The organism is Ekhidna sp. (assembly GCF_965228795.1).
Taxonomy (GTDB): Bacteria; Bacteroidota; Bacteroidia; order Cytophagales; family Cyclobacteriaceae; genus Ekhidna.
The window spans coordinates 613,835-629,974 of sequence record NZ_OZ245839.1 but is presented as its reverse complement, the minus strand read 5'-3'; the positions used below and the strand labels follow the sequence as shown (position 1 = coordinate 629,974).

The following is a 16,140-nucleotide window of genomic DNA, read 5'->3' as shown; positions in this document are numbered from 1 at the left end:
TAAGCGAGAGTAGCTCAGCTGGTAGAGCACAACCTTGCCAAGGTTGGGGTCGCGGGTTCGAATCCCGTCTCCCGCTCAAGAGCCGCACTAGATGCGGCTTCTTTTTTGGTACCAACCAAATGCCTCGGTGGTGGAATTGGTAGACACGCAGGACTTAAAATCCTGTGGGCATTGCGCCCGTGCGGGTTCAAGTCCCGCCCGAGGTACTTATAAGCCTGATAATCGATTGATTGTCAGGCTTTTTTGTGATAAGTAATCTCATCACTTGTAGGGGCTGGACGACTCTCTTGAGATACTCAGGATTACACACGCGATATAATTACACTACTCCAAATTCCGACCATCTGCAACATATTTCGCTGACTGGTAGCTTAAGATCGATGAAACGCATCCTTTAATCGAAGGCTTATTTCATGCGAAAATTGACTAGTAATTTTGCTTAAATCAATATCCAGATTTTCACACGCTTTTGCAGTCATTTCCTTTAACATCTTTGTAATGTCAGAATAAGACAACATTACAAACCATTCAAAAAAAGAAAGATATGTTTAACGAAGAGATCGATATGACGCTAGAATGTGCTATGAAAGTAAGAAAGCACTTAGTGAGAATTTTGGAGAATAGAAGCGATGAAGCGTTGGAATCTAAACTACAATACGTTAATCGTCTGATCATCCAAGCTGACAACATGCAGAGCAATATGCTTGCAGCTGTAGCTTAAGAGCCTTTTAATACCTCTTTAAGCTCATTTAATTTCAACAAGGCCTCCACCGGGGAGGTCGTATTCACATCAATTTTTCGAAGGATATCCAGCATCTGTTCCATGCGTGGGTCTGCTTCAAATAAATTCATTTGGAACTGCTGGGTAGGGAGTTCCTCTAGTTTTTCTCGTTCTGAATCAGTCAGCTTTTCCTTTTCCAGGTGTTTCAATATTTCATTCGCCCGGATCACAATTTCATTGGGCATCCCTGCCATCTGGGCTACATGAATACCGAAACTGTGCTCACTGCCACCCTCTACCAGCTTCCGCATAAAAATCACCTTGTTATCCAGTTCCTTTACTGATACATTGAAATTCTTTACCCTAGGTAAGTCTTTCGCCAGCTCATTCAGTTCGTGATAGTGTGTTGCAAAAAGAGTTTTAGCCTTCGCTTTTGGGTGATTATGTAAATGCTCCACAATGGACCAGGCAATGGAAATGCCGTCATAAGTGCTTGTCCCTCTGCCAATTTCATCCATTAAGACTAGTGAACGATCACTGAGGTTATTTAAAATGCTGGCCGTCTCTGTCATCTCCACCATAAACGTGGACTCACCCCTTGAAAGATTGTCTGAAGCACCCACTCTTGTGAAAACCTTATCCACCAGGCCAATCTTTGCATAGCCTGCAGGAACAAAAGATCCCATTTGAGCCATGAGAGTAATCAATGCTGTTTGCCTCAGTAAGGCCGATTTACCAGCCATATTTGGTCCGGTTATGATCATCACTTGTTGGGACTCATTGTCCAGGTACAGATCATTGGCGATGTAGTCTTCTCCATCTGCGAGGTTGCGCTCAATCACCGGGTGACGACCCGCTTTGATGTCGATCAATTTTTCCTCAGAGATATTCGGGCGACAGTAGCTATAAGATTGCGCTTGCTGTGCAAAGCAAGAAAGGCAGTCCAACTGAGCAACCACTTTGGCATTTTGCTGAATGGCATCAATGTAAGAATGTGCAAACACCACCAATTCAGCATAGAGCTTCTGTTCCAATACTCCGATTTGAGATTCTGCAGTTAAAATCTTTTCCTCGTACTGCTTAAGTTCTTCTGTAATGTATCGTTCCGCATTCACCAGGGTCTGCTTTCGGATCCATTCTTCCGGCACTTTGTCCTTATGCACATTGGATACTTCCAGGTAATAGCCAAATACCTTATTGTATGCAATCTTCAATGAGCTAATACCTGTTCGCTCAATTTCCCGGTCTCGGATACCGGAAAGGAAATCTTTTCCGGAAGTTGAAATCGCTCGTAGTTCATCCAACTCCGCATTAATCCCTTCTTTAATCACTCCTCCTTGATGAAGCTGGAGTGGTGCATCATCATTGAGATCACTGGTAAGCTTTTCGATCAGCTTTTCGCATGGATTTAGTAAATCATAAAACGCATTGAGTGATTTTTGCTCAGTAATCAGGTCTCGAATTGGACCTAATTGGAGTAAACTTTTTTTAAGCTGTAGCAACTCCCTAGGATTCACTCTGCTGGTTGCCACTTTTCCTACTAGTCGTTCCAGGTCTCCTATCTTTTCAAGATGCTCTCGAAGCTCATCTTGTAGCTCATCATTCTGAGTTAATGTTTCTACCACATCCAAACGCTGATCAATTTCCGCTTTGCTTTTCAGAGGCAGTACCAGCCATTTTCGAAGTAAACGTCCACCCATAGGAGTGAGTGTTTGGTTGATTGTTTCGATCAAGGAGATGCCATCCGGTTGTGCTGATTGAATTAATTCCAGATTACGAATGGTGAACCGATCCAGCCACACATATTTATTCTCATCAATCCGAGAAATAGATTTAATGTGGTTCGTTTCCTTATGCTCGGTTTCATCCAGGTAATATAGAATGGCTCCAGCAGCCAATATTCCTTCACTCAATTCTTCAATACCATAGCCCTTAAGGTTTGGTACATTGAAGTGGGTGGTCAGCTTTTCATAGCCATACTCTTTACTGAAGATCCACTCCTCTAATGCAAAGGACGAAAAGTGTTCTCCGTAATTTGCGCCGTACCAATCCCGGTTTGGTTTGGGATAGATGATCTCCGAAGGCTGAAATCCTCGAATGAGTTTATCTACATAATCTTCCGTGCCTGAAGAAACCATAAACTCCCCAGTAGATAAGTCAAGAAAGGAAACACCGTACTTTTCTTTGCCGGGATAGACAGAAGCTAGGAAGTTATTCTTTCGCTGATCCAGTACATTGTCATTGAGCGAAAGGCCCGGAGTGACCAACTCAGTCACTCCACGCTTGACAATTCCCTTCACAGATTTTGGATCTTCCAGCTGGTCACAGATCGCTACCCGATAGCCTGCCCGAACCAATTTTGGCAGGTAATTGTCCATTGCGTGATGAGGAAAACCCGCCAGTTCCATTTCTTTTTGTGAGCCATTGGCTCGCTTAGTCAATACAATGTCAAGCGTTTTGCTTGCCTTCACCGCATCTTCACCGAACGTTTCGTAAAAATCCCCCACCCTGAACAACAGCAAAGCACCCGGGTACTTGGTTTTGATCTGATTGTACTGTTTCATCAGAGGGGTTTCCTTACCTGCCTTACTTCCTGCCATTAGTTTTGATAACGTCTTTTATATATTCTTCCAATGATCAAAATTCCAATGAGTTGCAAAATGATGCAAAGAATTGATCCTTCAAAGCCAAATGCACCACCATTCCAAACAGTATTGTGAGGAATCTCCATGCTAAAGATTGAGTAGGTATCCCTTCCACTTACATCAAATCCCAGTATTGATCCTTGAACAAAATTCCAGGCGAAATGACCTGCTATTGGAAAGCTCAAATTTCTATTAAAAATATAAGGAGTGCCAAGAAAAACACCGGCAAGAAAGAGATTTATAAAAGGGAGCAGTGAAAAGGAAGGGTTAAGAAAGTGCATCAATGAAAACAATAATGAGCTTATTACAAGTGCCATTGCCGGATGAAAAGAAATCATCAGGTTTCTAAGAACATACTGCCTCATGATTACCTCCTCTGCAATTGATACAAAAAGAAATAGCAGTATGCTCCATCCAATTGTTGTCCATGAGAAATGACTTCCATTCACTTGGATCTGTCCAGTCAAGATCAGCGAAAAGAAGCCTATAAGCATAATCAAAAGTGGAATCGCCAAGCCAAGCTTTATTCCTAACTTATCAATTTTAAACTTCCATTTTTCCGCACCATCAACCTTGTCATTCCACAACCATACAACGAGTATTGTACCAAGCATAGTAAATAGCATGATCACCATATGATCAAACTCATTGGTGGCTTTTTCACCTTCCAAGAGATCGACACCCGCAATCCCATATCCAATGAATTGAAAAAAGCCAACCACAAAAAAGTAAGGGATAATGATCGAAAGTACGCGTACGTATCCTTGGTGATTGAACATTCTTTTGAATCTTTGCTCAATATTAATGGTAATAATCCATGCGAAAAATTAAGAACGAAGAGCTGAACCGGCTTTCACCAGAAGAATTTAAAACTGCAGAAAAAATACCCGCTGTTTTAGTGCTGGATGATGTGCGTAGTGCCATGAATGTGGGGTCGGCGTTTCGTACTTCCGATGCTTTTCGCATCGAGAAAATCTATTTATGTGGCATTACTGCCAAACCTCCGCACCGTGAGATTAATAAAACTGCTTTGGGAGCACAGGATACTGTAGAATGGGAGCATGTAGATATAATTTCGGATTGCATTGATGAATTAAAAAAGGAAGGGTATCAGATCGTGGCTGTTGAGCAGGCCGATGAAAGCACATCACTGCTGGATTTTGAAACAAATAAGAAAGCTAAATATGCTTTTGTATTCGGTAATGAAGTATTTGGAGTGAATGACCAAGTAGTTGAGACAGCTGACACGGTTTTAGAAATTCCTCAGTACGGAACCAAGCATTCTCTGAACATCTCGGTGAGTATTGGTGTGGTGCTTTGGGATTTTGTGAGTAAACAAAAAAAGCTTCCCGAATAGGAAGCTTTGAAATTTAAACGCTGTTAGGGTTTTGAACCCTAACAGCGTTTTGGTTAGAGGCTATCCCTCTTCATACTTAATCTCGAGGATACGTTCTTCGAACATACCAAGAGCGATTTTATCTTCACCTAACACATCGAATAATTCGAGTGCTCTTCTGGCGATGTACTCTTCTTCGATTTGCTCTTGTACAAACCAACGCATGAATTCTTCAGTCGCAATGTCATTGTACTTTCTGCACTCTCCTACAATCTCATGGATCGCATCAGAAACAGCAATTTCATGCTCTAATGCTTTCTCAAACACTTCTCTCAGCGTTCCAAAATCGTGCTGACTTTCGCCAACAGTCGGAGATACAGCATCACACTCCATATCACACAAGTAGTGAAAAAGCTTTAACTGGTGCTTGCGCTCCTCATCCGATTGGTTGAAGAAAAACTCAGCACTGTTATCATACCCTCGCACATCACACCATGCTGCCATTGCCAAATAAGCTGCAGATGAGTGCGCCTCCATTTTGATCTGACGATTGATGATATCTACGATCTCATCTTTGAGTACGTGATGTCTTCTTAAAATATCTTTCATAGTTATGATTCTGATTTAGCTCTTAAAACAATAAACAGATCAGAAGTTGAATACGTTCTTGCGCAAAATCTTCTGAACTGCACTATTAAGTGCTAAGGTATCGAACGTTCCGTTTAGAAGCTCTCTAAATTCCAGTATCTCCCGGATGGACAAAACCAAAAAACGATCGCAATGAGGAAGATGTACAATCTCCGCATCAGGTGCAGCACTATCCAGCAATTCCACTATGTCAAATGACATGATTGTCTTGCGGAACGCGTACAAGTCGCATAACTTAAACGGAATCTCCTCCTGATCATACATCAGCAAAAACGAGTCTGTTAGCTCGCATTGGGCGATTTTCGCGCTTTTTGTTTTATAGATCTCTTCCTGCATTCTGGCACATTGCGTGTAAAGTTGGACATGACTTACAGTACTTTCCCTTCTTCTTCATGTACTTAAAACAGCACTCCTTCTTCAATTTCTTTCCCTTCTTTTTCTTATTCTGAAGGTGCTCCTCATAGAGCTTAGAAACCGGAAGTTGTTGTAAAGGGATACTACTCATTCAATCCTTATTTAGATAGATTCTAAATAGAATACAAACGTAGTTCTGAAATCGAAAGGTTCCAAGCTTATTTAGAATTATTCTAAATGATTTTTGTCAGGTTTCGACGAATTTTTTTAAGACGCTCATCCGCACCATCCTAACGGCCACACCGGCGCTGGCGGGTGGGCCTCAAACCGACATGAATATTGGGGTCATGCAGAATTATATTTCAGCCTCTTTTAGGATTCAGAGTGAGTGTTAATTGACCGTAAAATCCTGATTCCAAACAGAAGAATCATTGGGCACTGTAATCTTTATGAAATCGTGTCGGGTGGACTTATGGCAGAGGTTGCAGGAGCTAATCATCAACTCATAGTTTTCAAGAAAAAGTACCTGATCTTTCTTCCGAATGGCTTCTTCAACCCTCTCAATTTTCGGTAGCAACATCTCCTCCGTGAGATTGCTGATGTTGTAATCGTCATGAATCACATTTCCATCCACCAGCTGCTCGGTAACCTCTTCCAATTCATGCGTATAAAAATCAGCCAGTTCCCAGCTTTCGTTGATTCCAGCCAGCCAGAGCTTATTGGAAAATCGCTGATAATAGCCCATAGTCTCCAGGATTGGATATTCTTCCATCTCCTCTTCATTAGCACTCGTTTGAGTGCATTGGAATACAAGAATTACCAAGGCTCCTATAAGTAACAAACTGCTGAATTTTTTCATTTCAGAATTTCAATTGTAATGTCAAATAATAGTTTCTAGGTTCAGAAGGAATGATCCCAGGACCCGGATATCCTGTTGCTCTTCTTGTAAAATACTTTTCATCCAACAGGTTGTTTACTCCTGTTTCAATCTTAAATCGATCGATAACATAAGAAAGCGATAAGTCCATGATACCGTAGGCAGGTATTTCTCCGATTATTCCATTTCTGTTATTGCTAACATCCGGAATTGGCGAGTTTTCTACGTCGGTATACTGCTCCGACAAATAGGTATATTGAAAGCTGCCCAGCAGGTTTTTATAACCAAACCTAAGACCCGTTTTCATATTTATGGTAGGTATGAATTCTACTTTCTTACCCTTCACATTGTTATCATCTGATTTCAAATACTCTGATTCCGTCACTGCTGCATTGATAAACCAGTTCAGCTTATAAGTGTTGGCAGGAAGCTTTAAAGATTTGGCAAGATTAAAATCTGTGAAAAACTCCAAACCAACAATCAGGGCGTCTCCAATATTCCCTCGTACTCTTTTAGCCCGGTCATCGAAAATGACACCTATTCGATCTCTGTATAGCAAACTAAATAGTCCAATATCATAGGACACTAAATCATGCCATTTTCCGCGTATTCCTACATCAAATGTGTAACCCTCTTCATCCCGAATGTTCGGATCAATGGAAAAGGTGGGGTTGGTGATTCGGATGTCAGAAAAGGTCACTGACCGGTAATTCTCAGAAATATTAGCGTAGAGTTCCAGTTCGTCTGAAGGTAAATAGCTAAGACCTAACCCAAGTAAAACAAATGATCGCTGGAATGTACGATTATCTGTGCTGTCTCCTAGCGAAGTGACATTTCTGGCCAGATCTATATCCTCAACATTGTACGAACCCCGGCTGGCAGTTCGAATAAATTCATATCTGAAACCGGGTGTAATCGAAAGCCGATCATTGATAAAGAGGATGTTTTCTCCGAAAAAAGCGAGGTTCCTATTAGGAAATTCAAAATCAGACTGATTAACATAATCCGGATTTTCTTCTATGGCAAAATCAAAATCAGCTCCTGTCCCTCGGCTCCCCGGGCCTTGCCTGCTTGTGTTATTCGCATGATAATACTTGGAGCCCAGAAGTAGAACAGCATCTTTTCTGCCAAGCCCATACCGAGTCAGGAAACGAGCTTCTGCTCCCCAATTTCGAAATTGCCCTTTAATCAAATCCCTGGAGTATACGAAACTGCCATCACTTTCCTGTTCATCCTCCTGCAGAATTGGGTTTGCATTCAATTCCCTGGGGTCTCCCCTAAACCCAACGGCGTTTCTTGAAGCGTCCAAACCAAAAACAGTTAAACTGAGATCTGTCCGGGTTGATACCTTATGCTTTAACTTCATGGCATAAAGTTTCCAGTTTACTTCAAACCAATTTCGAGATCGATTACTTACTGTATATGCCGAATCTGACTGGAACCATGGATCAGTCAACCCTCCGGGCTGTTGCGCCAGATAATTCAGGGAAGTGAATTCAAAAGTTGCAGTTGTATTCTCTGAAAATTCGTATCCAAAGCTTCCAAAATAATTTTTGGATTCAAATCCTGCATTTGGCCGAAAGCCATCACCCGTCTTGTAATTGAAATAGGTGTAGTATGAGAAATTACCAACTGTTCCACTTAGTGAATTGAAGGTATTAAAAAGTCCGAAAGAGCCCACTGATTGTCTGGTCACCAATTCTATGGGCTTATTTGCCGGTTGCTTCATCTTGAAATTAATCAACCCTCCAAACTGGGTTCCGTACTGGAGCGATGCGGCTCCTCTAACTACTTGTATTTCTCTCAAAGCCTCCGCTGGTGGTGTATAATAGCTCTCAGGATAGCCAAGTACATCTGCGCTGATGTCATAGCCATTCTGCCTGGTGTTGAAATTGGATGTTCTATTAGGATCTAAGCCTCTTCCACCTATATTCAGTTGAAGTCCGGCATCTATGCTTTCATATATATTCAGTCCTACCACCTGCGAATAAATCTGACGGGCATTGTTGGTGGCAGCATTCCCAACCATTTGATCAAGCAATACTACCTCCGATTTTTTACCTGCATAAATGGCTGTTCCCTCTACAGGCTGCAACCGGTTCAATGCAAAAATCTCTTCTCGCTTTCTGCTGATTACCACTTCTGAAAGCTCCTGCTGGAAGTCTTTCATTGGAATCGTGATTGTTTGATTATCCTTCAACTCGATGGCTTGTTCCAGCGTCTGATATTCCAATGACATCACTACAATTTGATGAGTCCCCGGCTCCAGGTTATTAAGCTCAAAATAGCCTGACATACTCGTGCTGGTCAGCTGACTTGAGTTTCGATCATAGACCTCCGCCTGACTGATTGGCTTTCCGCTTTCGGCATCAACGATGGTGCCAGACAAGGTCAGCTGAGCCATTAATGGCCCTGCGATTATTATACCCAGACAAACAAGCCAAACCTTTAGTAATAGTGGTCTAACGACTTTACTTTTCTGTAAGATTGTCATTTCACCATCCCCATCCCATGGGTTCTTTGAGTCGTCTGACCACTGAACGCTAAATCCCTTTAATCTCATCCTTGAATGGCAGTAACCAGTTTTTGTGTTTGAATGATTCTTGCTGTTTAGCCAAATCAACCGAAGGGTCTATATATGGTTGGCTCCTTCGTCCATTTAGTGCTACGAAACTCTCCACATAAACTTCAACCTCTTTTCCCTGGGTTGCAAAATGATCGCGAAGATAATGGGCATATTCCAGGATGAAATCCGGCTGAAACGACATTTGTTTTTCCTGGAAGCTTGTGAGGAAGTCGCTGTTATCGATGTAGAAAACTTCATCGTTTGTCCGATCTACAACCTTGAAGTTTGCATAGCCAGCTTTCTCCATCAACATCACCCGCCAGGAAAAGCGGAATCCTTCTTCCGTCCAAAAGAGCTCTCCCGGATAAAGGATGTATCGCCATGGTAGTAGAAGTTGGATAACGAAGAAGATGGTAAGAAGGGCGAGTTTCCATTTTGGGGTTCTTCTATTCTCCTCCTTTTTCATCTTGAGCCTGCCTGACCGGTAGGCACGCGTAGAGAAAGATCTATCTTCCTTATTAGTAGATTCATTCTTATGAAAGAGATTTCTCGTTGCACTCGAAATGACAATGAGAATTTTGCTTATCCCACTGATAATCCTTTCATGTACCCGCGAATCGAAGAAGATCAGCGCACTTACAATCATGATGTATGGAAACATCCCGATTGGGAACAGGACTCTAGTGAGGACATGAAAAATGACCACCATAATAAACGCAAAGACCCGGGTTCTTTTCCAAAGCAGTAAAAAAGGAATACTCAGGTCGTAAATTGCACCACCCCAGCTAAAAGCATAGATCACCCATTCCTGATGTAGAAAATCACCAAGAACAGGAATATCATAACGACCGGGGAGCCAGATTTTTAAAGGCATGGCCCGGAAAAGCCAGTCTGAATTGAGTTTGGCCAGGCCGGCATAGAAGTAAACAATTCCAAGTAATAACTTGATACTATCAATCGACCACTTAGGTACTACGTCAATTTCCCCTTTTCTTTTGGCATCCCATGAAAAATACTTTTCCGCAGGCAAAAAGATCATTAAGAAGCTAAGTATACTGATGAAATAGTAGTGGTTTAGGTAAGTGGTTTTATCCATCAGCTCGATGTATGTGAAGCTGAGGAAGAAGGTAGTAATGGCCAACTTATATCGGAATCCAATGGCTACTGCCAATGCTGAAAGGCCACAAACAACAAAAAGCAGATACGTGTAATTGCCAAGAGGTTTGACCCATTCAAACCCATAATACGAAAAGAAAAAAGATGGCTCAATATATAGCTTTTCAATCCACCCATTCGCCCAAAACCGAACGATGCTTATGAACATCATCAATCCAAAGAAAATACGAAAGACTGCCAGTGGGGCAGCCTTTGTTGTTTGATTGATATATTTTTCTATTATGGTCATTCTGAACTCGTTTCAGAATCTTTCATATAATGATTAATAGACCCTGAAATAAATTCAGGGTGACGTGTAATTGAAGGATATTGACTAAGAATTTTAATCTCCATCAGCATCTACATAGTCCACCCGAATGTTGAGTGCCTGAAGCATATCCACTTTCATATTCACCACATTCTTTTGAAGCTCATCATACGTCTGCAGCATCAGCGAATTATCGTTTTCGACCTGAGCTGAGAAATTATCAGATAATAACTCCGCCTGATCTCTGGCCAATTCAAATTGTGCATTTATTAAGGATCCAAGATCCTCACCATCGCTAATTTCCTGTACGAAATCCAGATATGATTTTAGCCCTTCACCCTCAACAGGAAGATTGGAGTCTAGTGACGTACCATTAAAAAAAGCTTGCATGGCATCAAGTCCTGCCATAAAAAGTGCTTTCGATTTACCACTGTAAAGACCCTCTACTTTTTCTGAAGACTTTGATCCGGTGAAAACTCCAGCCGGTATTCCGATTTTTCCGGCTCTGAGATGCTTCTCATAATAGAAAATGTAGTCGTTAACCAGCTTATTAACAGAGGCAGTTGCCTCAGACCCATCATTGTTTACAAACGTATCCCTATAGCCATTTTCCCAATCATCATGCACTGATTTGGCAAGCGTTTCTAGTCGCTGCGTAAGGTCCTTTAAGAAGATTTTGTATGGGTGATTTACCATCTCCTGAGAGTACAAATCGATAATTGCCTGATCAGTATCACGAACTCCATATATCAGATATTCAATGGCTGGAAACCCTTGTTCATCTTGTTTATTTACAGAGCTCAAATCGTAATCTCCAGATTCGATGGTTTTGATCATATCCTCTGTATTTGTGGGATAGATATTGGTGTAATTGATGAGTGTGATTGATTCTGCTTTACCTATTTCAAACATGGCCACTTTTTGCCAGGCCAGGTTAGCTTCCAACCAGGCATTTCGAAGTGCATTTAAATTGTCAAGTGTGGGAGTGGAAGTGAATGTTTCTACTTCAGCACTTAGCGCTTCCAGATCGGAAACATAACGTTCATATCCGGGGATAATGATATTGTCTGCCCAGTTAGTGAGCATTGCTTGTCGGTCGAAATTATCTGTAAGGTCTCCCGTATCATCATCTGAACAACCCGCAAAGATTACCATTGAAAAAATGGCAACTAAACTGAAGAAGTATTTCGCTTTTTTCATCCTTACATTGTTTTTTTTACTCTGTAAAAGGGGACTCATCGTCCCCTTTATTTTAATTGTCATTCAACATATTAGCTCCCTGCTTCCTCCACAGTAAAGGTGAACCTAGCTGCTATATCTGAGGAAATTTCGTCTAGCTGGGCAGGTGTTACGTCCCAAAACCCATTACCTTCCATCAGCTCGTCCAGCATCGCGTTTACTTCTGCGTTGGTGAAGTATGGTGAGTTGCTCATTGGGTCGCGAGTAAATTGCAAGCTGTAGATAAACCCAAAGCCTTCGGACAAATCGTGAAAAACAGATGCATAATCTATTGTTCCGCTAGTTTCCAGGCCGGCCTTACCCTGCTGCAGGTAATAAACCGCTCTAATTCCTATGATCATTGAGATTTTTTCACGTATGATATCCGCCTGCTCATCACGCGTTTCATAATCGCCTGCTACAATCGCTGCTCTCCCCAATTTAAATGCGTTGTAGATTTCAGCAGCAATTCCCGCAAAGTCCTCATCTCCTTCTACTCTTCCAATGTATTTAAATAAGAAGCTATCATTTTCGCCCAAAGTCGCATTCGGATCAGCTGTATTTGCTGCTTTTGCATATGCATAACCATATGCTTCATCCCATTTATGCTCCATGTTGGTGTAGTTCTTGCCATCAGCGAGCGTTCCCGCATCGTTATCCTCTGCATTTGTACCTGCATCCAATACCGTTGTACTTACATAGTTGTTGAGAATTTGATCTACCATCAACGCCCCAATCAATCCCTTGCCAAAGGCCTGATTATATTCCAATCCTTTGGTGTTTACATATCGTACAGAGCCTCCGCCTGCTTCCTGTATTTGACCTGCTACTCCTTCACTGGCATCAGCATTCCAGTTTGGGAAAACATCGGCTACCTGACTTGCTATCCAGCCATCAAAATCCTCCTTGATAGATGCTGACAATGTAGTGTTTGATGCAAATAAATCAGCTGATGCTGCGGTCTTGCTTCTTACGTTTTTAGAAGAAGCATTTAACCCGAAGTTGGACTCATCTGCAAAATCATTTTCTCCTTCCGCATGGGCAAACATCGCATCGATCTCTGCCTCGGTGAATTCTGTATTGCTAAGTGCACTGACAATTTCCTCTGCCATAAGAATTCTGGTAGTCTGGCCGCTAAATGACACTGTAGATGCTCCATTCCTAGTGAATGAATATGTTGCCGGTTCATTAATTACTACTCCCGGATCTTCATCCTCTCCACAGCTGGTTAATAAAGTTAGTATCGTTAAAAATGCTGGTATGAATATCTTGTTCTTCATCGTTTAATAAGTTTTGCAAAAGTACGTTTCAAATTGTTGTTTAGAATCATTCTAAACAGATGCAAAAGTGGGTGTGAGGATTTTTCTTGTCAATCCCTATAGATCGTGAATTTTTTATCACTAGAAGTAGTGATGTTGTAGCTAGAAGTAGTGATGTGATCCTGAATTAAGAGGCCTTAACAATTCCGGACTCCAAAGCATAAACGATCAGTTCAGCCGGAGAATTCATGTTGAGCTTACGCAATATGTTTTTTCGATGTGAGTTGATCGTGTGAATACTTAAGTGAAGCTCATCAGCTATTTGGGCAGTGGTTTTTCCACGGGTAATTAATTCCAGAACTTCATATTCACGAGGTGTGAGATTGGTGGGCTCGCATTTATCTTCTTTGTCAGGATTATCCACAACAAGCTCTAAAATGTTGTTGCAAAAGAATCGATTGCCCTGAGCAACCGCTCTCAACCCATTGATAATCTCCTCCTCACTACAGTTCTTGGTGAGGATGCCTTTTATTCCCATTCCCAACAATTGCTGGATGGAGTCTCTGGTTTGACTATTGGAAATGACCAGAAAGCTTGAAGTTGTGGTTTCCTTAAGTTTTTTCAACTTGGGGATCAGCTCTCGATCTTTATCAGAAATATCTATGACCACAAGTTTAGGCTGGGAGTTGGCAACCATTTCCATCAGCTGATCCGAAGAATCCACCATTTTCACCAAATCAAATCCAGGCATAGCTTTAATTAATGAAGCCATTCCCTGCCGTGTGAGGTACTGAAAATCTGCAAGTAAAACGGAAGTTACCAATTGGTCTTATTTAGAATAATTCTAAACAAAAGTATGCTTAGAAATTTGATTGAACAAAATCGACGATTTATGAAATCCAAAAGAGCTATCGATTGTTAGATTTGTACTGACAAAATTGAAGACATGGAATACCGAATAGAACACGATACAATGGGCGAAGTAAAAGTGCCCGCAGATAAATATTGGGGAGCTCAAACCCAGCGATCAAGAGACAATTTCAAAATTGGTGGTGAGAAAAACCAAATGCCGATGGAAATCATCAGAGCTTTTGCCATTTTGAAAAAGTCGGCTGCTGAAACCAATAACGAGCTTGGCGTACTTCCCAAAGAAAAAGCAGAGCTTATAGGAAAAGTGTGTGACGAGATTCTGGAGGGTACGTTGGATGATCAGTTTCCTTTAGTCGTGTGGCAAACTGGTTCAGGTACCCAATCAAACATGAACTCCAACGAAGTGATTGCCAATCGAGCACACGTCATTAACGGAGGATCACTATCTGATGACAAAAAGATCATTCACCCAAACGATGATGTAAATAAAAGTCAAAGCTCCAACGACACTTTCCCAACAGCAATGCACATCGCCAGCTATAAGATGGTTGTTGAGAATACCATTCCTAAAGTAAAGAAGCTTCGTGATACACTACACAAAAAGGCTGAAGCTTTTATGGATGTAGTGAAAATAGGCCGTACGCACTTTATGGACGCAACTCCGCTGAGCTTGGGTCAGGAGTTTTCAGGTTATGTGTCCCAATTAGATCATGGATTGAAAGCTCTTGAAAATACCTTGGACCATCTGTCTGAATTAGCGCTTGGAGGGACTGCTGTAGGAACCGGGCTAAACACCCCTGAAGGTTATGCCGAATTAGTAGCTGAGAAAATCGCTAAACATTCAGGTATGCCAATGCGAACAGCGGCAAACAAGTTTGAGGCGCTAGCGGCTCATGATGCCATTGTAGAAACGCATGGAGCATTGAAGCAACTTGCTGTCAGCCTAATGAAAATAGGAAACGACATCCGAATGCTCTGCTCAGGACCAAGAAGTGGAATAGGTGAAATATTGATTCCGGAAAATGAGCCGGGATCCTCCATTATGCCTGGAAAAGTAAATCCTACACAGTGTGAGGCATTAACAATGGTATGTGCACAAGTAATTGGAAATGATGTTGCAGTATCCACGGGTGGTGCTACCGGGCATTTTGAATTGAATGTTTTCAAACCAATGATGGTCTTCAATTTGCTTAATTCTGCTCGTTTAATTGGAGATGCTTGCGAATCCTTCAATGATAATTGTGCAATAGGAATTGAGCCAAATCATGAGGTAATCAAAGAAAAACTGGAGAATTCCTTGATGTTGGTTACTGCATTAAATACCCACATAGGATATGAAAATGCTGCTAAAATTGCTAAAAAGGCACACAAAGAGGGAACAACCCTCAGAAAAGCAGCAATCGATCTGGGACTTGTTACGGATGAACAATTCACGGAATGGGTTAAGCCTGAAGATATGATTGGGTCCCTAAAAAGTTGATTCATTATCCATTATCAAGAGATTTTTGTACTTTAGTAACATTAATGATTGCAGAAAAAACCAATTTCACAGGAAGATGAAAAAATCAATATCACTTATCGCGTTGGCACTCTGTTGTGTTTTTGCCTTTGAAGCAAACGCTCAGATGGACAAAAAAGAGAAAAAAGAGTGGAAGAAAAGAATTAAGAAATTAGAGCCGGAGCAGTACAAGCAATTGCTCGACGAAAATAAATCTTTGAAAGGCCAGGTAACTAGTTTAAAAACTGAACTTGGAAATATCGATGATAGACTTGCAGAAAAAGACGAACAAATTCTTACCTATCAGTCACAAATTGGTGATTTGAGAGAGGAACTTTCAAGACTGCAAAGCAAACAGCCTGTAGAAAATGTTGCCAGCAAAAATACAGGTGGAAGCATCGATGAAAACAAAGGAGTCGTATTTAAAGTACAGCTAGGAGCTTATGCTAACAAGGAAGACTTATCGAAATACGCTGATTCTAAAAACTTTGGGGCTGAGGAAGCTGATGGTCTAAAGAAATATACCATTGGCGTTTTCCGTGATTATTGGGAGGCAGACAACTTCAAAAAACACCTAAGAGCTATGGGTGTAAAAGGTGCTTGGGTGGTATCCTATAAAGATGGAGTTAGAGTTCCTATGAAGGATGTACTAGAAGGCGTCAGCAAGAAGTCATAATAAAAAAACTTTCTAACTAAGCCCTGGTTCTTTGAGTAAAGGAACCAGG

General features: G+C 41.5%; 14 protein-coding genes and 2 tRNA genes. 5 read left to right on the top strand and 11 right to left on the bottom strand.

Annotation, left to right across the window (positions count from 1 at the left end; translation table 11 throughout):
- Nucleotides 1-3: 3 nt before the first annotated feature.
- A tRNA-Gly gene (locus ACQK2H_RS02820) sits at nt 4-76 on the top strand.
- A 45-nt stretch (nt 77-121) separates the two neighbouring features.
- Nucleotides 122-206: transfer RNA gene (locus ACQK2H_RS02815), tRNA-Leu, on the top strand.
- Nucleotides 207-717: 511 nt separating this feature from the next.
- On the opposite strand, the gene mutS is transcribed toward ACQK2H_RS02815, so the two are convergent.
- Entirely contained in the window at nt 718-3,321 is a 2,604-nt protein-coding gene (gene mutS, locus ACQK2H_RS02810) for a DNA mismatch repair protein MutS (protein ID WP_425389957.1), read from the bottom strand.
- Nucleotides 3,321-4,145 (bottom strand): CPBP family intramembrane glutamic endopeptidase, encoded by an 825-nt coding sequence (locus ACQK2H_RS02805; RefSeq protein WP_425389956.1) that lies wholly within the window; start codon nt 4,143-4,145, stop codon nt 3,321-3,323. Before ACQK2H_RS02805 ends, mutS begins: the two co-directional genes overlap by 1 nt.
- Nucleotides 4,146-4,183: 38 nt before the next feature.
- Here ACQK2H_RS02805 and ACQK2H_RS02800 point away from each other — a divergent pair, with 38 nt between their 5' ends.
- Entirely contained in the window at nt 4,184-4,723 is a 540-nt protein-coding gene (locus ACQK2H_RS02800; protein WP_425389955.1) for an RNA methyltransferase, read from the top strand.
- 60 nt (nt 4,724-4,783) lie between these two features.
- Here ACQK2H_RS02800 and ACQK2H_RS02795 read toward each other — a convergent pair whose 3' ends face one another.
- The 9 genes from ACQK2H_RS02795 to ACQK2H_RS02755 form a co-directional block, all read right to left on the bottom strand.
- Nucleotides 4,784-5,311: a ferritin gene (locus ACQK2H_RS02795; RefSeq protein ID WP_425389954.1), complete on the bottom strand. Its 528-nt coding sequence runs from the start codon at nt 5,309-5,311 to the stop codon at nt 4,784-4,786.
- A gap of 39 nt (nt 5,312-5,350) precedes the next feature.
- Entirely contained in the window at nt 5,351-5,686 is a 336-nt protein-coding gene (locus ACQK2H_RS02790; RefSeq protein WP_425389953.1) for a hypothetical protein, read from the bottom strand.
- Nucleotides 5,667-5,855 (bottom strand): hypothetical protein, encoded by a 189-nt coding sequence (locus tag ACQK2H_RS02785; protein ID WP_420316937.1) that lies wholly within the window; start codon nt 5,853-5,855, stop codon nt 5,667-5,669. Before ACQK2H_RS02785 ends, ACQK2H_RS02790 begins: the two co-directional genes overlap by 20 nt.
- A gap of 240 nt (nt 5,856-6,095) precedes the next feature.
- Nucleotides 6,096-6,563, bottom strand: a complete 468-nt coding sequence (locus ACQK2H_RS02780; RefSeq protein ID WP_425389952.1) for a hypothetical protein — start codon at nt 6,561-6,563, stop codon at nt 6,096-6,098.
- 1 nt (nt 6,564) lies between these two features.
- Nucleotides 6,565-9,144, bottom strand: coding sequence for a TonB-dependent receptor domain-containing protein (locus tag ACQK2H_RS02775; RefSeq protein ID WP_425389951.1), 2,580 nt, complete (start codon nt 9,142-9,144; stop codon nt 6,565-6,567).
- Nucleotides 9,125-10,552, bottom strand: a complete 1,428-nt coding sequence (locus tag ACQK2H_RS02770; RefSeq protein WP_425389950.1) for an HTTM domain-containing protein — start codon at nt 10,550-10,552, stop codon at nt 9,125-9,127. Before ACQK2H_RS02770 ends, ACQK2H_RS02775 begins: the two co-directional genes overlap by 20 nt.
- Before the next feature lie 93 nt (nt 10,553-10,645).
- Complete coding sequence (locus ACQK2H_RS02765) at nt 10,646-11,770, bottom strand: imelysin family protein (protein ID WP_425389949.1); 1,125 nt, start codon at nt 11,768-11,770, stop codon at nt 10,646-10,648.
- Between the two features lie 71 nt (nt 11,771-11,841).
- On the bottom strand, nt 11,842-13,068 hold the full coding sequence (locus ACQK2H_RS02760; RefSeq protein WP_425389948.1) for a DUF4856 domain-containing protein: 1,227 nt from the start codon (nt 13,066-13,068) through the stop codon (nt 11,842-11,844).
- A 166-nt stretch (nt 13,069-13,234) separates the two neighbouring features.
- Nucleotides 13,235-13,870, bottom strand: a complete 636-nt coding sequence (locus ACQK2H_RS02755; protein WP_425389947.1) for a response regulator transcription factor — start codon at nt 13,868-13,870, stop codon at nt 13,235-13,237.
- A gap of 123 nt (nt 13,871-13,993) precedes the next feature.
- On the opposite strand from ACQK2H_RS02755, the gene fumC reads away from it, so the two are divergent.
- Together fumC and ACQK2H_RS02745 are read left to right on the top strand one after the other, a co-directional pair.
- Nucleotides 13,994-15,397, top strand: coding sequence for a class II fumarate hydratase (gene fumC, locus ACQK2H_RS02750; protein WP_425389946.1), 1,404 nt, complete (start codon nt 13,994-13,996; stop codon nt 15,395-15,397).
- Nucleotides 15,398-15,473: 76 nt separating this feature from the next.
- Nucleotides 15,474-16,091, top strand: a complete 618-nt coding sequence (locus tag ACQK2H_RS02745; protein WP_425389945.1) for an SPOR domain-containing protein — start codon at nt 15,474-15,476, stop codon at nt 16,089-16,091.
- Nucleotides 16,092-16,140: the final 49 nt, after the last annotated feature.